The organism is Actibacterium ureilyticum (genome assembly GCF_002285435.1).
GTDB classification, from domain to species: domain Bacteria; phylum Pseudomonadota; class Alphaproteobacteria; order Rhodobacterales; family Rhodobacteraceae; genus Actibacterium_C; species Actibacterium_C ureilyticum.
This window is the reverse complement of record NZ_NSBT01000037.1, coordinates 61,945-82,340: the sequence shown is the minus strand read 5'-3', so window position 1 is coordinate 82,340 and position 20,396 is coordinate 61,945. Positions and strand designations below refer to the sequence as shown.

The following is a 20,396-nucleotide window of genomic DNA, read 5'->3' as shown; positions in this document are numbered from 1 at the left end:
CAAAGAGAGATCGAGGGAATTTGGCGCGCTCTGTAGGAGAATGTTCGAACTCTCTGTTCGACGTTCTTGAAGAGTGGGAGCGCCATCTCCGCGCAATTGAAAACTCCAACACCATAACCCAAGACAACGATCCGGGGTGCGGTGATGAGCATTTCGGAACGTGATTTCAATGCGGTAGCAGCTGCCTCCCCCAAGAAACGGGATGCCCCCTTCTCGCTGCGTCTGAGCTTCGAGGAAAAGTCCACGCTTACAAAGATGGCGGCGGGCGAACCTCTTGGCGCGTACATCAAGGCCGTATTGTTCGATGAGGCGCGCACTGGAGTCCCACGCAAGTCGAATGGTTCCGCCAACGGGCAGGCCGTGGGCCGCGCTTTGGGCGATCTCGGTAAAAGCCGCCTGTCGCAGAACCTGAACCAGCTTGCCAAAGCGGTGAACATGGGCGCTCTGCCCGTGACACCTGAAACTGAATCCGAGATTCAAGATGCCTGCCGCGCTGTGAAGGACATGCGCGATGCGCTGATACGTGCCCTCAAAGAAGGAGGGCAGCCATGATCCTGAAGGCCAAAGAACGAGGGAACGCCCGCCAACTCGCAAACTACCTGCTCTCAATGCGAGATAACGAGCATGTCGAGCTTCACGATATGCGCGGCTTCGTCAGCGATGATCTGAACGAGGCCTTCGAAGAGCTGGATGCCATTGCGGGTCAGACCAAGTGCAAGAAGCACCTGTTCTCCATGAGCCTGAACCCGCCCGAAGGGGCGCAAGTCAGCCGCGAAGATTTCGAGCGAGCTGTCTCTCAGATCGAGCGCAAGCTCGAACTGGAAGAACATGCCCGTGCCCTGGTTTTTCATGAAAAGGACGGACGGCGACATGCCCATGCCGTCTGGAGCCGCATCGATACCGATGAGATGCGGGCGAAGAACATGAGCTTTTACAAGCAAAAGCTCATGGACGTGTCGCGCGACCTCTACCTTGAGCATGGTTGGGAGATGCCGAAGGGCATGATCGACCGCTCCATGCGCAATCCGCTGAACTATTCGCGGAGCGAATGGCAACAAGCGCAGCGCTCCAAGCAAGACCCAAAGCTCATCAAGGCGGCTATTCAAGAATGCTGGAAGAACTCTGACGGCACCGATGCCCTGAAAGCCGCGCTGGAAGAAAAAGGCTTCTTCCTCGCGCAAGGAGATCGTCGCGGTGTGGTTGCGGTCGATATACGCGGCGAGACGTTCTCGCTCTCGCGCTGGTCTGGCGTGAAGGCCAAGGATGTGCGCGAGCGCATCCCAGATGCCGACTTCCTGCCGAGTGTTCAAGACACCAAAGCCCATATCGCCAGCCGCATGACCGAGACGCTCAAGACCTACATTCAAGAGGTCGATGACGGCTATAAGCGCGCCTCGCCTGCTATCGAGCACAAGCGCCAGCAAATGAAGGCGCATCACGGCGAAGAACGCAAAGCCGAATATGCCCGCATTGCCGAGCGCGAGAAGCGCGAACAACTGGCGCGTGCAGCGCGTCTGCCGAAGGGATTCAGCGGTATCTGGAGCCGCCTTACGGGCAAGCTTTCAAAGATCAAAGATCAGAACGAGATGGAAGCCCTGCGCTCATGGCAACGTGACCGCACCGAAAAAGACAAGCTGGTGGCGCGCCAGCTCGATGAGCGTCAGCGCCTGCAAGACGCCGTTCGAAAAATGCGCGAGACCCGCGCCCAGGAAATCATGCAAATCCGAAAGGATATTGCGGCTTACGTCGCCATGAAGCGTGGCTACATCCCTAGCCTCGCCAAACGAACCCAAAGCGAAGAGCAAGCCAAGACGAAGATGCGCGAGCGTAGTCGTCAGGGCGCTGATCGCCAGCGCCAACGGCAACGCGAACGCACCCGAGGGCGCGGCGATGATCGGGGCCGAGAGTTTTAACCCAAACGATAAGGAGGTCGCCCATGCGACAAGAACTACGACAAACCTTCATGCTGAACTTAGATGAGAAACACGCTCATCTTCTCAATGATCTGCGCGAGCATTTCAGGTTGAAGGCGGAAGATACCCTCCGCCTCACGATAAGGCTGGCCCATGCACGCTTGAAGAAGCCCGATGTACTTGTGCCGAAGTTCAAGCCATCGGCGCACCGCGATGATTGGTATGATGATGACAGTGAGCCCGGCTAGACAACCGAATTCTATTGACCCGGACTAGGCGGCGGAAGGTCGTCATGGTCGGCTTTGTTTGAGCGCTCTTGCTTGCGTATCTGAAAAGCTTCGCCTACGCCATTAATGCCTTCGAGAGCAATTGCACCAAACATTGCTGTTGCGCCGATCTGCATTGAAACAAGGGCATCTTCAAGCCCCGTAAGTCCATAGTGACCCAATCCAACTGCTGTAGCAGCGCCCCAAATTTTGACCAATCCTTTATCCATAATTTTACCCTTTCTAAACAAAAGGATAAGCTAGCAAAGTTAGGTATGCTTACGCAATCGAAAAACGATGATAATTGCTTTTGAATGCTATGATCAGGGATGCAATTGTATAGAGCCAGCCTACAAATGGAATTGCGCGAAGCGCCAATGCGTGTAGGAAACGACGTTTGGTTCTTCGCGAGGCACCAATAAGCACACTGTTGACGAAATCTCGGATAACTGATCCGCTCAAAATAATTTCAAGCAATTCCGCCACTGCTTGCCAGTCTTGGTTAGATATCAACTGTGCGAGGGAGGTAAATGCATCTCGTAATTCCGGTCGATCTTCAACAAAAGACACCAGAAGGCTAGAGTTACCAATACCAAAGCCTTCAGCGAGGATATCGATAATAACCTTTAGATTATTGTCGTCGTCTTCCGGCTCAGGGGGAAGTGATGGAACGGATATCGGCTCAACCGATTCAGGTTCTGGCAAAAGCTCCAGGCCTTCATCGACCAATTGCTCTGCGACTAGCCGGAGAGTACCTAGCGCCTCTTGATCAAATTCTGTTTGTGCAATCGAAGGGCCAAGCTCTGAAAGCTCGGAGGCATAGGCATCGTAGTTTTCTAGATTGATGCCAGCATTTCGCAGTCGAAGGAACGTACTTCTCCGACTGAAATAGTCCGCAGCAACGAAATTTGGCAGTTCCGCGTCGATGGCGGCGACCTCTATGTTGATGGCAAACCCTAAGACCGAGGCGGCTTCATCAAGCGTTTCAGCAACTACGCCCGAAAAGTCTACATCCTGCGCATAAGCTGCATTGCTGTTGGCTAAAATAGCCGCCGTTCCAGACAGCAAGAACGCTCTTCTTGAAAGGTCTTCCGAGCAATTTGTGCCATAAATCATTGGGTTGCCCCCTCAAGACAGATAATTCTTTCACCATATCAACCACGAAGGCCGACTCAATCAAAAATCTAAAGCGCCGCATGTTTCAGCGGCGCTTCTTATCTAGAGTGCATCGAATAGATCGGCCTGTTTGAGCGTTTCGTTATCTTTCTTCGGCAGAAAGAGGGCTTTCGGTCCGACAAGAATGCAGACCTGTTTGCCATGACGAACACGCATGCCATGGTAGAAACCTTCGGGCTTTATGCGCTGTTCGAAGGGCAGCATCGCGACTTCGTTGTAGGTCGTGGGCTCGCCGTCAAAGAAGCGCTCAGGCACGAGGCGATATGCTTCGGCGGATTTGCTGTGCGAGCCAGTGCAGACCCATAGGCCGTTCTTCCAAGAGAAGGGTTTTCTGATCTTTCCTTGGGCGTTCTTGTCGGCGCTGTAGGACGCCGCGATATCGCCTTCTCCGATTTGTCGATTGCGCGTGTGGCACCATGTTCCAGAAGCAAGGCGCGAAGGATCGACGCGGTGCTCTTGGGGTTCGATGGGGGCGCTCATGAGCGCCCCGCGTCGTTTGTGTTTTCGGGAGCATCTTCCAGCGGGAGCCGCAGGACAATGCGGCCATTGATCGGGCAGGTTTCGAGTTGGAGCGTAAAGCCTCGTCCGTCTTTGTGCTGCCAAGCGGCTCCGACTTTGTTCCAGTAGGATTTTTCGCCCTTCTGGGTGACGTGCCACGCCAGATAGTCGGGTGCGTTAAGGTTCAGGTTTTGGTTCGTTTTTTCGCGTGCCATGGTTCTATTCTGCGCTTTCTAAGTTGGCTTGCTAACACCCTCCCGTGCAGGCGAAGGCAAAGGATCAGGGTTCATGTTCAACACGGCTGGCGAAGCCAGGTGGTGCGGGCAGGACATTGAATGCTGAGCCGCATTCGGTCAGGGATTTAAGGGCAATCAGTGCAAGCCACTTCGATGCGAAGGGCTAGACCAGCCGAGATATTAGCGGCCAGACCTGACCTAACCGCGCTCGTCAAAGCGCGCCGATCTACGCTCACGTTCGGAAATTCGCATCTGGAGCAATGCGACGCTGGCATCATACGCGGGCGGGCAAATGCATCCGAAGACTGCTGCCTTCAAGCCGTATCAATACTACCTTCGCGGTGATCCTCTCCAAACCGATGACGCCGCGCTTCATGCGCATCTCTCCATTACTTGCAAGACCGTCTCCCGACCCATCAGCGCCTTCACTGGCCGATGATTGTGTGTGCGCGGGCCGAAAGGCCCTGAGCGGTTCGGGGCCTCCTTGAAACAAAGGAGGATACGATGAAACTCGTTTCACGATTTGAAGCGGCATCCCGCAGCACGGCAGAATTGCATGGACTTCTGGCAGAAGCCTTCAATGCCTTCGCCGTCGCTCCGCGTGGAAGCCATGAGCGCCGCAATGCACTTCAAAGCATGCGCAATATCGAAGATGAACTGGCGGCTCAAACGCCCAAGCTCTAACGCGCGCGGTCAGCCGTCAAGGCTGGCCGCACTTGCTCTAAAATGGAGGTTCCCGCTTCTCGATACGATGGCGCCTAACAGTGTGGCTGTGCGTACTAATCTGGATCGCCGCCACTTCGTGAACATGAACTGAGTCCGTCTCTACCCGAAGCGTGACTTCGCGTGTGTCGGAGTTAAAGTAGCCATCCCATTCTTCATCTATATCCAGAGGCGAGCGCCTTGAAGAAGTTTTCTCCGGCCCTTCGTCGTCGGGAGGCACTTCCTCCCAGACATAATAGTCGGGCTCTGGCCCATCTTCATACATCGAGTATGTATTGGCGCTTAGGTCTGTTCCATCGGGAATCTTCAGGTCTTCACAGCGCGATGCTTTGTGAAACAATACGGCGTTGACACCATCGCCTCCAACCTGAACCGACGGAAACAGAATTCCATCCAGTGGCACTCGACCTTCGGTCGAGAGGTAGTCTGCGATTGCCTGAGTAGGAAGGTATTCCAGTTCCTGATCATCCGGCATGACGGGTCGAGCCATTCTGGCGCTTAGTGTTCGAAGAAACACCATGCGTCCCAGACGGTGCGCATACGATGAATCAAAAATGCTGCCCCGTTCTTGTACCTCTGCTACGGCTGCAAGATCGAGAAGCCTAAGCGGTCGAATGATTTCAAATCTCGCGATGGCAACTCGACTCCCGACTGGAGGACGAACTTCGGCCAACGCTATTTCGGGACTGGTAGCCCCATAGAACACCGAAATGCCTCTGGCGTTCATGCGCCCAGCTCCAGCAGCCCATGCAGGCGGTGCAGACAGACCCTGATCAGGGCGCTTCATTGACTCAAGAAGCGGTTTTTCCGACTGGAACACGCGACCACGAAAGAGATGAGTGATATCGGTTTCAGGTCCGGCATCTGCGATCAAAGTTCTCCCGTCATGCGTCCGCATCTCGTCGATCTCGTCAAATAGATCACCGAGATATGCAGCGGCTGTCCTACTAAAGAAACGCGCCTCCGTTTTGATGAGATTCTCAAATTCTCGCCATTGGCTATGCCAATGATGATCTTCCGGCATGATCTCTTCGTAATGAGCATCTGACGAAAACTTACACTCCAATCCAGCGAGCGCACTATCCCAATCCTCATGTCGATACTCTAGAATAGATTGGATATCTTGAGCTATTTCTTCGCGCACGCTAGCTGCATCAGCGATGGCGTAAATGGTCTCCTGCCCTTCCCTTTCCCAATCGTAACTTATTTCTTTATCCTTCATCATTGCGTACTCGAAGCCATTTGGCTCTGACGCGGTTATTTCATAGTGTTCATCAAAAGCGCTTTCAATTTTATCTGATAGCTCTTCAAGAGTTATACATATACCTTCTTCTTGACAGTAGAAGCATTCGTCTTCCTCTCCCTCTTTATGGATTAAATCCGAAAGAAACTTCTCCCCAATACAATCATCACAAATTTTTCGTTCAATTAATTCTTCATTCTCTTCATAATCTATAGTCACAGCTCGTCCTCGTTTTTGATGAAGAGTACCGCAGCGGCATCAATTTCGGCAAGCGAATAGAAAAGTGTATTCGGCTGGCCTGAAGGCCAGCCGAAAATTTGGCACTGAACCTATGCGGCGACTTCCTCGTTGCCGTCCTCCCCGATCATCGGCTGGCATCCGTGAAGGAAGTCCGCCGCACGTTGCGCGTGGGCGGCGGCGCTGAAGATCGCTCGCTTGTCTTCCTTTAGGACTTTGAGCCAGCTTTGAATATAGGCGGCATGGTCTGTGCCTGGCTCGGGCGTTAGTTCCAGATCAGCGCAAAGGAAAGCTGCGCCTAGCTCGGCGACCAACTCTTCGCGGGCGTACCCTTCATCGCCCCACTTCTTGCGCCCGAATTCGCGGTCAAGGCGGCTCTTATGCTTCGTCCAGTGGGTCAACTCGTGTGCCAAAGTCGCGTAGTAGCTCTCGGGGCTTCGGAAGGTCTCGAAATGTGGCATCTGCACATGGTCACTGCCGCCCCTGTAGTATGCGCGGTTTCCGCCGTGCCGAATGTCTGCGTCCGTGTTTCCGAAAAAGCCCTCGGCGTGATCGATGCGGGTTGCGGGATCAATGATCGGCTCGGGCTTCGCGTAGTAGTGGTCAGGTAAGCCTTCGATCTGCTCGACGTTAAACACGCTGTATCCCTTCATAAAGGGAACTTTCCGCTCTTCCTCTGATCCATCGTCCTGCTCTTCAGTCTTGGTGATGGTGTTGGCATAGACAACCAGATTGCCGCGCTCGCCTTTCTTGACGTTTGCGCCCAGCTCCTTAGCCTGTTTGAACGTCATCCAGAACGGCGAGAGATAACCTGCTTCAACGGCAGCACCCCAAAGCATCAGGATATTGATGCCTTTGTAAGGCACGCCGTTGTGCCGCAATGGCTTCGTGATCTTTCCCTCAAGGTTTCTGCTGCTCCACGGTTTGAGCCAGGACAGCTCGCCCTGTTCCAGATCGGTAATAATCTTGTTGGTCACTTTCTGATAAATGTCCTGTCTCATTGGCTTGTTCCTTCCTTCAAAGCTCGGTTGCGCATGCAACCGGACTAGGCCCGCGCCAATGAGCGGGGGGACGGCCGTCCAGACCGAAAGCCATGGAGAGGTGCGGGCGCAGCCGTAGGCGAGCCACGGCCATGGCTTTCGCCCGTAGCTAAAGCGAAGGGCTTGGTCTTGACGGAGGACGGGCCTGCAAGGCCCAAAACAAAGAAAAGAAGTGTCAGCCGTTCACGGCTGGCGATAGAAGCGTAAGGGATGGAAGCCGAATGGCCGAGACCGCCAAAGGCGGACTCGGTTCACGACAGCCCGACCCGAAGGGGTGCGCCTATCTAAATCTCTAGGGTGTGCTTAAGAATGAGACGTTCAATTGGTTCCAAAATTCTTTCGGATTCCAACATGTTGCGAATTATGGCAAGCGACTCATCAATGTCTTCTGGATTTAAGTAGCCTTCAATTCGTTGCAGAATTGGAGCTGGGACACCGAACTCTTCAAGCGCCTTCAAGCGACCTGGGAGCCCCCAGGATGCAAGATCAGCAAGAAACTTTGAGTAATCACATGATCCTTCGCCGAACACCAAATTCGTTAGCTCTTGAAGAAGCTGGAACGGCTCTACAAACGAGTATTCAGCACCACGTAAGAAGTTAAATGCCTTATCGATCTTGGTATCAACGTCACCATACTGGTCTGCTTCTGATGCACTGTTGGTAATGAATTCAAAGATTGAACTGCTTTTTATGAGCCTATTGGCCAGGAACGCAAATTGGCTTGCTGAACGTACATCATGCTTATCAAAACTCAGCTTGCCCCACAGTACCTCTGCAGTGGCAAGTATCCCCTCGTAACTCCCCAAACCACTCCAGAGCAAGCGGTCATCATCTTCAGCTTCCAAGTCAAAAATATCCTCAAGGACAGCCTCGATTTCACCAACGCCGTATCGGCCAAAGCGCTCAAGTATATCTTCAGGAACGGGAGTCCGTTCGATGATTGCGTCCCGTCGCTCTCGGTTCTTTTCGGAAAGATTTTCATCTGAAAGCTGAAGCAGAGTTTCCTCTGACAGACTATGCGGATCGCTAAGCAGCGGAATATCAAGCTGTTCGGGGTCAGTTGGTGCATCAGGGTTGAACAGAAAAATGTTTCCGACAAAGTGTTGAAACATACGGCCCGCACGACCCTTTATGTTGTTGAATGTAAATCTGTCCAGCTTTCTTCGGTCGATGAACTTGTCATAGATAAGCACATTCTTTGCGGCGGTGTTCACGCCCTCGATCAACGTTGATGTGCAAAACAGAACTTCGAGCTTGTGAGCGTTGAATAGCTGAACCATTAGAGAAGCAATTGCGCGAGGAACACGGCCATGGTGAATGCCTGTTCCATGCTCCAGTGCGGCAGCTAGATACCAATCGGGATGATAGTTCTCCCGCAGCCAACTTGCAATCTCGCTCAATTCATCGTTCTCTTTGCCGTAGCCTCGTGAGATTACTTCTTGGGAAGCGGTACGTGCCGATTTAGGCGAGCGGCAATAAACCAACGAGGAATCCGCAGAAATGTCGTTTAAAATCTTCGCTAGTGTCTCAGGATCAGTACCGGAGGGTTCTACATAGATAATGTTGGCCGCGACAGGACTATAGTCGGTCTTAAAGAAAGAGAACGTCGAGCTTTCCTGTTCAATTGGGTTGCGATCTAGAGATGGACCAAGCAGGTAGACTTGCGCATCGGTATGGATGTAGCGAGCCAAGAGAAGATTAAGTGTCTTTGCGCGCATATCGCCGCGAGTAAGATCAAGCTTGTAGAATTCATCGATTACGAAGAGTTCTGTTTCAGGTAACTCCTCCCGCTCAAGAATCCGCTCTTGCGTTCCAAGAAGAATAAACGGACCGTCACCGATCTCTTGATAGGCCTGCGTCACGATTTGGTACTCGGGAAAAATCTTCTGAAGCCTTCGCCGACGCTCTTCAAGTAAAGCTATTGTGGGAACAGCGATGACCGCTGACTTTGGTTGATTAGTCGCAATGAGCGCATCAACCAGAAGAGTTTTGCCAAAGCTTGTCGGAGCCGACAATACAAGGTTCGTTCCGCTTTGAAGTAGAGAAAAAACCTCCCTTTGAGCGGCATGAAAATAGATATTGATCAATCCCGGAGCCTTGTGCGCAGCCCTTGCGAGATTGTCTGCCGTACTGTTTGATTCCCTATAGTAAGGAAATAGGCCCGCCTGCCGCGCAAGCGCATTTATTACGTCTTTTGCTCCAGCAAGATGTTGCTCAAATACGTCCGCGCGATCCAGAAGCCTAACAACGATCTCGATGTCTTCACTCTCGCTTCTTTCACCATTCATCCAGTAGCGTGAGGCTTTGTCGAGTATGCTTACTACACGCTCCGCAGAAAGATCAGGAGAAATAATATCGCCCTTGAGGCTTTCATCAATCATTTTAGGATTCCCAATTTTTCGATAAATCGATCTTCCAGAAGGGTCTTGGATAGCAGTGGTACGTAGATTACAACGATCCGCACATTGAGTTCCGATTGCGCAGCTTCAAATCTTCCAGTGACATACTCAAATTCCTCTACGACGATGTCTGAGTAACCCTCCGGGTTGTCGGCGTAGCACTTTGCCGCTTCGCTTTCAGAGGCAACTAGAACAGGGATGACTATGCGCTTGACGATCTCATCGAGCTTGCTGCCTCCGTCGAAAAGCCATTGCAATTTTTCATACCCAGGAGCTGACGGTTCAATCTTTGGTCCAATCAGTATTTTGCTCTCTTCGAGAAACCCGGCGTCAAGATGGCCTTTGAGGCTAGTCAAAGCTGCCGAAATTGCTGCTTTGGTATCGGTGTAGAACTTCGCTTCGCCTAGCCAGAGTTCGATATCCCCGGTTTCTTCCTCGACAGTTACAAGCGTTGAGTCGAAGCCTGTGACTTGGTCATTGGAACGCATCTTGTAGAAGACCCGCGTTGCAAAGGCTGCTGCTCGATATTCCGTGACGCACAGAATATGCAGTAACAACTCGCCAATTTCGCCGCGCTTCTTCCCTGCCTCCTCAGTGAAAATGCGATAGGCAGCCTCTTTCAAGAGATCGAGTGGGTTCTCTGAACCAATACGCTCGATTTCTTCCTTCTTAAGCGCGAAATGCGGGAGCCAGTTAATGAGATGATCGGCAAATTTTTTGTAACGCCATTCGCCAAGTTCGAAGCCTGCACACGCAGCAAGACCCACGACGTCGCCATCATCAGTTCGATACAAGACCTCCAGAAATTTCTTGGGCTGCTCCGCCAAGTATGCCTCTTAGTTGTTAAATGTTTTCAATCATTAAAGCACATCTTGGGGTTGCGTTACTAGCAAAACGCGCGGCTCTTCGTCATTTGTTTGAAATGCCTCTCTGACATCCACATGAATGCAAACAGTTGCACAAGATCGGAACCGACTTTTCTATGCCAGGGCTAGTCTCCATGAAGTGGTCTGGATGAAGTCCTCATAGGGGTATCGGGGGTGGCAGGAACGCTCCCCTGATTGGAGGTCAAACGGGCAGCCGTTTGTGCATGGTTCGGTGTTGGTGGAGAGGCACGTCTCCAAGTCCAACGAGTGGGTTGTCAGGGGGCGCGATAGTCCCATGGCTCGATGGGATGGTTCCAAGGAAAGGGTAGCTATGAAATGCGCTCTTCCTGGTCTCGATGAAATCGTCTCCATGAAGTGGCGCGCATCCAAACCGCGCAGGGTTGGTCTCCATGACATGGTGGTGATTGAACGGCCAAACGTTCTACTGGCTCTGAGAATGGGTTTTATACCCTGATCTGAGCCACAGGCCGGGGGGATGCAACGGGGGCGCGCAGAAACGAAGTTCCAGAGCGGGCCCCCTTGCCAAGATGTGAGTGGTACTACCACGCACACATCTTGCACATCACGGATTTTGCAGCATTTCAAACTTGGGGGGCTTGCACTCACGACCTATCGAGAGGACCGTCTTCCTATGCTTTCTTAACCTTTTCGAAAGCAAATTTTGTTAACATACATTAATGGAAAATGAAGACAGATTTACGCGTTCAACTTCTAGCCTTGAGCACTTCTCGGCGATGACCGAAACCACGGTCAATGCTCTGTCGACCAATGCAGCGTCACTTCAGAAAGATAAAGCTACCCTCAGAGAATTCCTCGAAGGTGTCGGCAAGCGCACAGATCGAAGTGGCGACATGGAGACGTTGAATTTGGTTTCCACATATCTTGATCGAAGTCCGGGCATTGGCGAGGATATTGTGAACGCGCTTGAGGGCGGTTGGAAAGCAGAGAAGATCGACGAGCTACTCATCCATCGCGCTGAACTCCTTGCAAAGTCGCTAGAGCGTAACGCGATGCGTCATGCAGAATCTGAAGCTCGTTCAACTGCGAATGAACTATATTCCGGCGACCATCCCCTTGCCGAACACGCAGATCGGCTTGGATACCATGCAGGTCAACGTGCTGCATCGCGGGCGCAAATCGCTGAGCATGAGCACCTTACGGTTGCTCCGTGGCAAGATGGTGCTGATCCTTCTGTGATCGGCATGCTTCAAACCGCAATGAATTTCGTCAACCAAAGCCGCGATGACGGCGATAGCAACGATGTCTCACTGTACGAAGCCTATGAAGCGTTGGTGGCAACCAATGAAGACCCCGAAGGTCAAGTTGCCGAGATTGACGTCATCCGCGCTATTCAGATAATGGAAGCTGGCGAAATAGCTTCCATTGACGGAAACGCACACGAATTGGCAATCCGTCTAAGACTTGCTCTCGATGCCGGAGTCGAACCAGACACACATATTTCGGAGGCACTTCTATTGCCTGAAGCGGCGTTCGAACGCCTACTGAGCAAAGAACAAGAGCAGACCATTAAAGAGCAGCTAAGTGAGTTTGAGCAAAATCGTCCAGTCGACCATGACCGCTCATCGTTTGGATTTCCAGCACCATAGGTTATTGCGCGCAGGATTTCTTAGCACTGACCTCCGACAACGCTAGTTCAGCTTTCGACAGGCCAAGGACAAACTTCAAGCTCTTTCCATCGACTTCAGCGCTTTCACGGCAGACGTAAGTGCAATCTTGGTATACAATCGCGCTAATGCAGTATTGTGAGGCAAATGAAGCGCTCCAAACTCCTTCGGATGCGTCTGTAATTCGGAAATCGACCTCATTTGAAATCCCGCATTCTTTTGTCGCGCTGCTGCTCGGATCAAATCTTATCGTTCCGCCACCGTTTGTTCGAAGTTCGCTTGACTGGCTGTTTTCGGATGTAAGGAAGAACATCGAATTACGCTGCTTCAATCCTGACGTAACGCGTTTACAGGTTTTGGACACTTCATCGATCAAAAATAGCTCTTGACGCCGAGCGCTTCTAATTGCGTCGAAAAGCTCGCGCACCTGATCCTCTGAAGCGCCCTGTTCCTCATTTGTTACTTGGGCGTGCGCATAAGGCGCCGAAATAGTTGAGGTAAGGAAAACGGCAAGGAAAGCAAGTCTGCGCATCGTTTTTGACCCCAAGTTCGATTGGAGCCAAGCGTAGCGTGATGACCTACTGGCCGCAAACCCGTCTTTTGGGATCGAAAACTCATCCACAAGCTTTGAAGGCTTGCGCGGCGGAAGCTGTGGTGACTAACCTGAGTAGGCATGTATTCACTGGTGGGGTTCGCCGAGATGCCGGGCAGATTGGGCAAGAAGTTTTTGTTTGTTGGGTTGGGTATAGCGCTCGCTACGTTGGCGCAAAATGCTGAGGCACAAACTTGGAGGTTTGAGCGCGATGTCCATGAATGGCGCGGCTCAGCCATTCTCGAACCATTGGGCGGCACGACTATTCAACTCGGCTGTACACGCGCAGGAGCGGTGCCAGCGAACTACCCAGGCGGATATGTCAGACCTCATGAGCCAGGGTTCTTCAATCTCTTGATTTCGCCCGAGGCGTTTGGGCTGAACCCTTCGCAGGCAGCCGAAAGGAACTTTCAACTTCAAGTCTTGGTTGACGGCGCTGACTTGGGGCGTGCCCAGGCTGTCTTCATCCAACCTGAGTTGAAGGTCGCCACGAACATTCCCATCGCCCACCCGATCATTGAAAGGCTGAAGTCTGGCAATGTCGCCGAGATTGTCGAAACTCTCTCGGGCGCTCGGGTTCCTATTGCTCTTCGCGGATCATCGGCAGCGATAAGAGAGCTGGAGACGTTCTGCCAAACCCCACTCGGTCAGGCTGTAGCAATCAAGCCAAGTTTTGACTGCTCTCGGGCGGGTACCCCGACAGAAAAGGCGATCTGTTCAAACAGTGAACTGGCGAAACGCGATGTCGAAGTCAGCGCCGTCTATGGTGAGGCGCGTGCGAAGCTCGATCAAAGCATGCAAGAGGCACTTCTTGCGCTCCAGCGGGCTTGGCTCGCTGAACGAGACAGCTGCGGTGCAAATGTCCAGTGCCTCGCACAATCCATGGATATGCAATCTCAGCGCATACGACAGATTGCAGGATTACCGAGTGCAGCACCTAGCCAAGAGGCCGTGAACTCCAGCACAAATAATTCGAACGCCAGTCCTCCGCCGCTCGCACCTTCGGTGCGTACCAACCCAACAATTGGTCTCGGTCCATTGCTGCGGCGCCCCGACAGGCCAACTTGGTTTACAAAGCCTGATGAAGAGCGATGGGTGTTTCAAGAGGACGCTGGCGACAACACCGTTGCAGTACATCTGGGCGAGGAACGCCCCTGGAAAATGGCACTTTCCTGTTCTAGGGATTCTGGGTCCAATGGTGATGCCACTGTCTCAATTGCCCCAGCCGTACTCTACAGTGGAGATGGCAGCTACCCAAACGCGTTCGATGTAGGAATATTCGGATACGGCAACCTTGCGATGACCCGAGGTGAAGACGGCGCGTACCTTGCAGACATTTCTGCCAATGACGGTTTGTTTGATTTCGGCAAGAGCGCACGCGAATTCGTGCTTCGAACAAACGACTACGTCTATCTGTCGCAAGACGGCCTTTCCGAGGCATGGGATATCCTGCGCGAGCAGTGCTTCGGGATTGTGCAAGAAAAGGCCACTGACGTTGCAGCTGAGAAAAACTTGCAAACCCAAGAAGAGGTTGCGGTAGCTTCTAAACCATCGGCCACGGCACCGACTTCGGCACAAGACATCGCTGTGACGGACAACCAGGCGGCAACTACTTTATATGAGACGCTAGCGGTTCGAGCCACTCTCACCTTGCCTGACCCAATTGATGAAAACTACTACGGGCGCTCAGGCTACTACTCGTCCGACTACTATGTGCCCTTGGTAGACACCAAAGAACTTGATCTTAACGATACCGCATGGGCCAAGAATGGAAAAGTTGCGGGAGGCTATGCTGATACGCTCTCCAGTCTTATCGCGTATGTGACACCCCTGTTCTACTCAGAGCCCGGCGTTGCACTCAGCGAAACGAACATGTGGAACGTTTGGATTGAGGAATTGGGATGCGTAAAATCTTCGGAATATTGTACTGTCCCTGACGCGAATCTTTTCCCGGATGAATTTCGAGATGCCGTGCAATCGGCTCCCCGAATTCGCACATGCCAGTACGACAGACTGCAAGGAGAGGATTTCAAACCCGGACCACAAGCAAGTTCATTTCATCAATGGGTGAAACCCCAACTAGCATTTTGGGCTAACCCTATCTCTGTGGAAATTGCGCCTGACAAGTTGTCGGCTTTCCAAGGCTCAAGTACGAATGTGCACCCGCTGATAGCGATTGGCCCGTATCTGCCAGAGTGCCCAGTGACACTGGGCGAAGCGGTTGAGTACATTGCGGGGCAGAGTCCTGAGCTGTTTCCAGCCGCTGCTCCCGCGCCTCAAGTCACTCCGTCTAGCGAAGTAACAGTCGCCGACGAGCCGCCAACGTCATCTTTGGATGATAAGCGCCAAGGACTCTCGCGAGAATTACTCGGCATGACTGTTGCCGAGGTAACTGTTGACCCGCGCGGGAATCCCTCAGACCGCAAATGGACTGTGATTGACCTTCTCGATCAGGATAGTCCTGCCTACCGAGCCGGGTATCGGAGCGGTGACTATATCACAGTCATGGGATGGTCTCTTGTTAGCGATGTCGCATCTTTTGTCCGGGAGCTGGATCGACATCGGGACAATGGCGCGGTGACACTACTCCGATCATATTCGGATGATGGACAATTCATTGATGAGGCGCGACTCATCGCTTTTGCTCAAGAGGAACTTGGTGACTTTCGCCAGCATTCACGCGATGCGGCGCAGGACCAAAGGCCAGGCTGGACGTTAATCGCTAAGGACGAGTACGGTCAATCCGTTAGTGTCAGCGGCGAGCCGTGGTGCGCGGAGACTGTTCAAGGTGAATACGCACAGCCTCTGGAGATTAGCCAAACATCCAACTACACTGATTACGTGTCTGGAGTCCTTGGTGAAGGGCTGCGAGGGATCAAAGAACAGTGCCCGGAAGTCCAGACCGCTTTGATTGACGCGCGCTCCACTAAAGTGAACACAATAATCCATACAGCGCGTATCACTTATAAAGACTCTGGTTGGGACATCACCTTGGAAGGGCTCCAAGGGTTGCCAGTGGGACACAGTGTTAGAGATGCCCGTAGGATCGCGGAAGACAATGCACCGCTCTGCGACCGCCTCGCCGCACATCCGTCCGACCCAAACCGCCGATACGGACTTCTCGGCTCTGAGTTCATTGCCCCGGACGATCTAGAAGCAGCGATTGAAGCATGCATTAGCGAGCTTGATCGCTCTCCTGACGATCCATTGACCAACTTCCACCTTGGACGGGTGCTCCACGCCGCCGCACTTTTTGAAGATGCGTTGCTGTTCTTCGAAATTGCTGCTGCGGAAGGTCATGGCGGAGCGTTGGACTACCTCGGGCAGATGTATGCCAATGGAGAAGGCGTTACCGCAGATTTCGATCTGGCCGACAGCTATTGGACGCAAGCGGAAGAAGCCGGATTTCTTCCGTTCGACGCTCCTGAAACGGTTTCATTTGATCCGACAGGCGTAACGTGGCCTGAAGTCGCCACAGCTGCATACGAAATGTCGATACAGCTCATGCCGCAATTTGCCGACCAAGTCGCTACCTACTACGAGCCTAAGTACCTAGCCTATCTCTATGTGATGGTGGAGACGATTGCGGCAAGTTGTGGTGACCCTGCCGAGCTGAACCGATACGCCGAAGCGCTGAATGAAGATGGCGCTGATGTCGAGCGCTTGGAACACACGCTTTTCTTATACGAGAGCTATCTTCCAAACCTTCTACCACGCGCAAAAGAAAACATAGACGAGATGACTATGCTTAATCTTGCGGAAAATGCGGGAAACGGCGCATTCGCGCTTACAAACAGCTATGAGTGTGATTCAGTGCAGATAAGGCAATTTTCGCAGAATGTGATGGAATTGCTATTGAAATGACACTTGATTTTAGCTCTCTAAGATCATCTTGGCTTTTTCTTGTATTTGATCAAATATTTGAATTTGACGATCCGAGAATCCAGCATATTGCACGATAGCCCCGCTAGTGCGTAATTCAAGTGCAGCATCAATACTTTCCTGTTTTTCCATTGAAGAGAATTTTTTGGCAAGTCCGAAAAAGTAATCTGCGGTGTCACTCTTATTCGATCCCGCAAGTTCTGAACCAAGTGACTGACACAATTCGGCTAAGTTCAATTCATTCATTGGAATGCTCTATCAGTACGAATGAGCCAAGACTTTGGGACATTCTGAACGACTGCTTGATACCCACCTCCAGGGTATGCATGACCCTGACCAGCAGCCTTGCCTTCACTTATCCATGTTCCCTTGGGAACCTTGAATGCCGAAACACTTGTAAGTTTGACACCCCATTCCTTCTTAATAGCCAAGTCTCTCCTCAATTCAGTTTCATTTGAGTATTTTCGATCAGTTAGCCATGTTACTTTTTGACCAGTTCTGTTGTCAACACCATGATATTTATACATAATTTTATCTGCCGAGAGTTTGACGTTAGAATACTTGCCATCCTGAAAGGTGGCCGCAATGGTGTCGGGCAGTTTTGGGCCAGGAAACTTGATGGCAGTTGACTTTGGCGTGTTCGGCAACTTTGCAGAAACTGCGACACGACGGTTATCGTTGGCCGCCTTTGGCTGACCGTTCGGCGGCTTTCCCGAGCCGCCACCACCGCTTGCTGCGGCAGCTCGCGGTTGTTTAGGCGGTTGGCCACCCGATCCACCTCCGGCGGCAGCTGGCGCTGCATTTCGGCCAGAAACTACTGCTGCCGTTTCAGCTTTCTTGCGTGCGTCCTCAGCTCTCTTTCGTTCTAAGGTCTGCTGTGCTCGTCGCCGAGCTTCATCAAGCTGCTTCGTCTTTTGAGTCTGTTGAAGGCGTGTGCGAATGGCCTGTTGCTGCTGCGCCGACAGCGCTGACTGGCGCTGCGCAGCCTGTGTTGCCTGCCGTTGTGTCTGTTGCTGGCGTTGAGCAGCTTGCTGTTGCCTCGTTACTCTGGCAGCATCTTGAGTTTGCCGCTGCTCGCGAAGGGCTTGCTGCTGTTCACGCTGGGTTCGCTGCTGATCCCTTTGGAGTTTTTGCTGTTCGCGCTGCGCCCTGAGCAGGCGCATCTGTTCGCGTTGTTGGCGTTGCTGTTCCCGTAGCGCACGTTGCTGCGCCATCATCTCTCGCTGGCGTCTCTGTTGTTCCGCCATTTGCTGCTGGCGGAGTCTTTGCTGCTCCATCTGCCGTTGCATCTGTAGTCGCTGCTGCTGGAGCTGCATCTGTTGGCGCTGCTGCTGAAGCATCCAACTGTTGTTCTGTGCAGGCGCGGTGCTTGGAATGACCCAGCCGATGGCTGCCACAAGAAGGAACAGGTGCAGTCGAAAAATCACGTTCTTGATCAAATGCATGACATAAACATCTCGGAACTCGCTTCCTCTCTGTATATCAGAGAGGAAGCTGATCGTCATCGAAGAACGTGGCTCTTGGCTGCTTTCGCCACACTCTCCCTCATTGATTGTTGTTCAAAACTCGGAACAATCCGAGCGCGGTTATCTCAACGTGACCCACCTTGAAGAACGCCAAGAGGAATACAGGTGCCCAAGTCACCTTACTCAAGAAGATAGCAAGTGAGGAAATCAAGGCTCGCAGGTAATGTCTTCCATGACTTTCAGTCCTCGCCACAATGTGGTTCGGTTAGCCTCGAACCTGCGGGCGGCTTCGGCAACGGAGAGCCCGTCCTGTTGTATGGCGCGGTGGGCAGCGAGGACTGTCTCGATATGGAGCGTGGGCGGTCTGCCAAGTCGAGTGCCGCGTTTTCGGGCGGCTTCTAGCCCCGCAATCGTGTTCTCTGCGATGATATCGCGCTGGAACTCGGCGAAGGCGCTGAAGAGGTGATAGACCAGCTTGCCGCCAGGGGTGGCGGTGTTGATGCCTTCGCTGATTGAGCAGAAATGAATGCCCTCGCGCTGGAACCGCACCAGCAGGTCGGCCAGATGCAGGACGGATCGCCCGAGGCGGTCGAGTTTGAAGACAACCACGGTATCGCCTTCTTGTAACTCCGTCAGCATATCATCCAGTCCAGAGCGGCTGGCTTTGGTGCCCGACACGCCATGATCTTCGAAGATCAGATCGCAATCTACGGCCTCAAGCGCATCGCGCTGCATGCGCAGCTTTTGGTCTTTGGTGGAAACGCGGGCGTAGCCGATCCGCCGCCCAGGCGCGCTTATGCTTGGCCAGATGCTCATACCGCCCCCTGCTCAAAAACGAACCTTTCTGAACAGGAGCCGTGCGACGACAAATCGCCCGCGTAAGCCTTTTGAAAACGCCGGATTCCGGCGTGTGTGAAATATAGCTCTTTCATAATCCTCCGAAAAGAGTCAGTGTTCAAAATCCTTCGATTATGAACACCATTAAGTCACTGGCAAAAAACACAATTCTGGCACTTTTTGTTTTTCATCCACAGCTTTCTTTTGCCGACGAGGTTTCGGAGCGGGTCATCGCATCAATGGGCATGCCCGCAGAAGAACGAGCGACAATAGTTTGTGAAGGCCATGAAGACTCGGCGCTGTGCCAGAAGCTGGTGACTGAGCCAGACTATAGAGACCTGTGGTTCGAAACGAGTGACAAACTCAACCGTGCAGAGTGGATTTTGGCAGAACGCTTGGTCGCGTTGCAAGGTCAGATTGATACGGAAAACGAGACGATTCAGTACATGATTGAACGTGCTCCCAAACTGCCGGATGGACGCCCAATTTTTCGCGATCAGGACGGAAACTTCTTCGATTTAGACGGACAACCGATCTCAAGCGGTATGGCCATGACAGCGCGACGTTTCTGACGCTATCGAGGCAAGAACTCGGATATGCTTGCAGGCGACGTTTCGAGCGACGGCTTGCTCTCATCACTGATCCTCGGTTCGAGCAGAGCATTTAAATCAGATTCCAGATCACCAAGAATCTTGTCGGCTTCGTCTTGAAAGAGTTCTAACTCATCGCGGGTTGGGGGATCGTCTTCATCTTTCATGTCTGCTTGCATTTCACCGATGCGGCCTTGGCCGATCTGAATGTCGCGCTCGATATCTTTCAAACGCTCGCCGCGCTCGCGGGCATCTTTCATGTCTTCGAAGCTTGGCTCATCGCCTCTCCACAGAATGCCTGCGGCGAGGGCATCATTGATTTGATCGCCGTTTTCAGAGCGGATACGCCCGTCTTGATCCTTATAGACGCGGCTGCCGTCTTCCAGACGTGCCGCGCGTTCCCGAATGTCTGCCAAAACCAGATCATTGGCTTCTATCTCGCGCTGCACACGCTCTAAGAGAGTGTCCAATTGGCTTTGCGCGTCGTTGAGTGCGCGTTCGGTTTCCTGAAAAGCCTGCGCATAGGCCGGATTATTCATAAGCACGGCTTGCAGGCGCGTCAGCGCCTCGGCGCGTTTATCATTGGACTTGCCAGATGATGCGGCGCTCTGTGCGCCGCCTGGCAAGAAGCGTCCCATTCGGCCAACATCGCGCCCCGCGATTTCGTGCTGGAGATCGTCAAAGTCCCGCGCATGCTTGGCAAAGCGCTGGGTTAGGCTCAAAATCTCTTCGTCATTTCCAAAATTCACAATGATATTATACGCTTAAACCTATTAACTCTTGGTT

General features: G+C 52.6%; 20 protein-coding genes. 7 read left to right on the top strand and 13 right to left on the bottom strand.

Annotated elements, in window-relative coordinates; all coding sequences use genetic code 11:
* Positions 1-144 precede the first annotated feature (144 nt).
* The 3 genes from CLM60_RS13285 to CLM60_RS13275 are packed head-to-tail and all read left to right on the top strand — an operon-like array spanning position 145 to position 2,161.
* Complete coding sequence (locus CLM60_RS13285; protein WP_176473876.1) at positions 145-552, top strand: hypothetical protein; 408 nt, start codon at positions 145-147, stop codon at positions 550-552.
* On the top strand, positions 549-1,913 hold the full coding sequence (locus CLM60_RS13280) for a relaxase/mobilization nuclease domain-containing protein (protein ID WP_095589626.1): 1,365 nt from the start codon (positions 549-551) through the stop codon (positions 1,911-1,913). The genes CLM60_RS13285 and CLM60_RS13280 overlap by 4 nt, the downstream gene beginning before the upstream one ends.
* Positions 1,914-1,936: 23 nt before the next feature.
* On the top strand, positions 1,937-2,161 hold the full coding sequence (locus tag CLM60_RS13275; RefSeq protein WP_141246522.1) for a hypothetical protein: 225 nt from the start codon (positions 1,937-1,939) through the stop codon (positions 2,159-2,161).
* A gap of 11 nt (positions 2,162-2,172) precedes the next feature.
* Here the strand turns inward: CLM60_RS13275 and CLM60_RS20735 are convergent, their stop codons facing one another.
* The 4 genes from CLM60_RS20735 to CLM60_RS13265 all read right to left on the bottom strand — a co-directional run bounded on the left by CLM60_RS20735 (position 2,173) and on the right by CLM60_RS13265 (position 4,068).
* Entirely contained in the window at positions 2,173-2,409 is a 237-nt protein-coding gene (locus CLM60_RS20735) for a hypothetical protein (protein ID WP_141246521.1), read from the bottom strand.
* A gap of 49 nt (positions 2,410-2,458) precedes the next feature.
* Entirely contained in the window at positions 2,459-3,295 is an 837-nt protein-coding gene (locus CLM60_RS20730; RefSeq protein ID WP_141246520.1) for a hypothetical protein, read from the bottom strand.
* A 102-nt stretch (positions 3,296-3,397) separates the two neighbouring features.
* Positions 3,398-3,835, bottom strand: a complete 438-nt coding sequence (locus CLM60_RS13270) for a hypothetical protein (RefSeq protein ID WP_095589624.1) — start codon at positions 3,833-3,835, stop codon at positions 3,398-3,400.
* Positions 3,832-4,068: a hypothetical protein gene (locus CLM60_RS13265; protein ID WP_095589623.1), complete on the bottom strand. Its 237-nt coding sequence runs from the start codon at positions 4,066-4,068 to the stop codon at positions 3,832-3,834. Before CLM60_RS13265 ends, CLM60_RS13270 begins: the two co-directional genes overlap by 4 nt.
* 525 nt (positions 4,069-4,593) lie before the next feature.
* Here CLM60_RS13265 and CLM60_RS13260 point away from each other — a divergent pair.
* Entirely contained in the window at positions 4,594-4,773 is a 180-nt protein-coding gene (locus CLM60_RS13260; RefSeq protein WP_095589622.1) for a hypothetical protein, read from the top strand.
* Positions 4,774-4,810: 37 nt separating this feature from the next.
* Here the strand turns inward: CLM60_RS13260 and CLM60_RS13255 are convergent, their stop codons facing one another.
* The 4 genes from CLM60_RS13255 to CLM60_RS13240 all read right to left on the bottom strand — a co-directional run bounded on the left by CLM60_RS13255 (position 4,811) and on the right by CLM60_RS13240 (position 10,558).
* The gene (locus tag CLM60_RS13255; protein WP_217983294.1) at positions 4,811-6,274 is read right to left on the bottom strand and encodes an RES family NAD+ phosphorylase; all 1,464 of its coding nucleotides are present in this window, start codon (positions 6,272-6,274) and stop codon (positions 4,811-4,813) included.
* 110 nt (positions 6,275-6,384) lie between these two features.
* Positions 6,385-7,293 carry an ArdC family protein gene (locus CLM60_RS13250; protein ID WP_095589620.1) on the bottom strand — a complete coding sequence of 303 codons (909 nt, stop codon included), beginning with the start codon at positions 7,291-7,293 and terminating at the stop codon, positions 6,385-6,387.
* 323 nt (positions 7,294-7,616) lie between these two features.
* Positions 7,617-9,713 (bottom strand): DEAD/DEAH box helicase, encoded by a 2,097-nt coding sequence (locus CLM60_RS13245; RefSeq protein ID WP_095589619.1) that lies wholly within the window; start codon positions 9,711-9,713, stop codon positions 7,617-7,619.
* Positions 9,710-10,558 (bottom strand): HamA C-terminal domain-containing protein, encoded by an 849-nt coding sequence (locus tag CLM60_RS13240; protein WP_095589618.1) that lies wholly within the window; start codon positions 10,556-10,558, stop codon positions 9,710-9,712. The genes CLM60_RS13245 and CLM60_RS13240 overlap by 4 nt, the downstream gene beginning before the upstream one ends.
* A gap of 737 nt (positions 10,559-11,295) precedes the next feature.
* Here CLM60_RS13240 and CLM60_RS20725 point away from each other — a divergent pair.
* Positions 11,296-12,225 (top strand): hypothetical protein, encoded by a 930-nt coding sequence (locus CLM60_RS20725; protein ID WP_141246519.1) that lies wholly within the window; start codon positions 11,296-11,298, stop codon positions 12,223-12,225.
* Position 12,226: 1 nt separating this feature from the next.
* Here CLM60_RS20725 and CLM60_RS20720 read toward each other — a convergent pair whose 3' ends face one another.
* Positions 12,227-12,775, bottom strand: coding sequence for a hypothetical protein (locus CLM60_RS20720; protein ID WP_141246518.1), 549 nt, complete (start codon positions 12,773-12,775; stop codon positions 12,227-12,229).
* Between the two features lie 141 nt (positions 12,776-12,916).
* On the opposite strand from CLM60_RS20720, the gene CLM60_RS13225 reads away from it, so the two are divergent.
* Entirely contained in the window at positions 12,917-16,699 is a 3,783-nt protein-coding gene (locus tag CLM60_RS13225) for a lysozyme inhibitor LprI family protein (RefSeq protein ID WP_141246517.1), read from the top strand.
* A 9-nt stretch (positions 16,700-16,708) separates the two neighbouring features.
* Here CLM60_RS13225 and CLM60_RS20715 read toward each other — a convergent pair whose 3' ends face one another.
* The 3 genes from CLM60_RS20715 to CLM60_RS13220 form a co-directional block, all read right to left on the bottom strand.
* A complete protein-coding gene (locus CLM60_RS20715) occupies positions 16,709-16,963 on the bottom strand; it encodes a hypothetical protein (protein ID WP_141246516.1) in 255 nt (84 codons plus the stop codon).
* Positions 16,960-18,222: a hypothetical protein gene (locus CLM60_RS20710; protein ID WP_141246515.1), complete on the bottom strand. Its 1,263-nt coding sequence runs from the start codon at positions 18,220-18,222 to the stop codon at positions 16,960-16,962. The genes CLM60_RS20715 and CLM60_RS20710 overlap by 4 nt, the downstream gene beginning before the upstream one ends.
* 168 nt (positions 18,223-18,390) lie before the next feature.
* The gene (locus CLM60_RS13220) at positions 18,391-18,999 is read right to left on the bottom strand and encodes a recombinase family protein (protein ID WP_095589614.1); all 609 of its coding nucleotides are present in this window, start codon (positions 18,997-18,999) and stop codon (positions 18,391-18,393) included.
* Positions 19,000-19,154: 155 nt separating this feature from the next.
* Here CLM60_RS13220 and CLM60_RS13215 point away from each other — a divergent pair, with 155 nt between their 5' ends.
* Entirely contained in the window at positions 19,155-19,592 is a 438-nt protein-coding gene (locus CLM60_RS13215) for a hypothetical protein (protein WP_095589613.1), read from the top strand.
* Between the two features lie 2 nt (positions 19,593-19,594).
* Here the strand turns inward: CLM60_RS13215 and CLM60_RS13210 are convergent, their stop codons facing one another.
* Positions 19,595-20,332: a hypothetical protein gene (locus CLM60_RS13210; RefSeq protein WP_095589612.1), complete on the bottom strand. Its 738-nt coding sequence runs from the start codon at positions 20,330-20,332 to the stop codon at positions 19,595-19,597.
* Positions 20,333-20,396 lie beyond the last annotated feature (64 nt).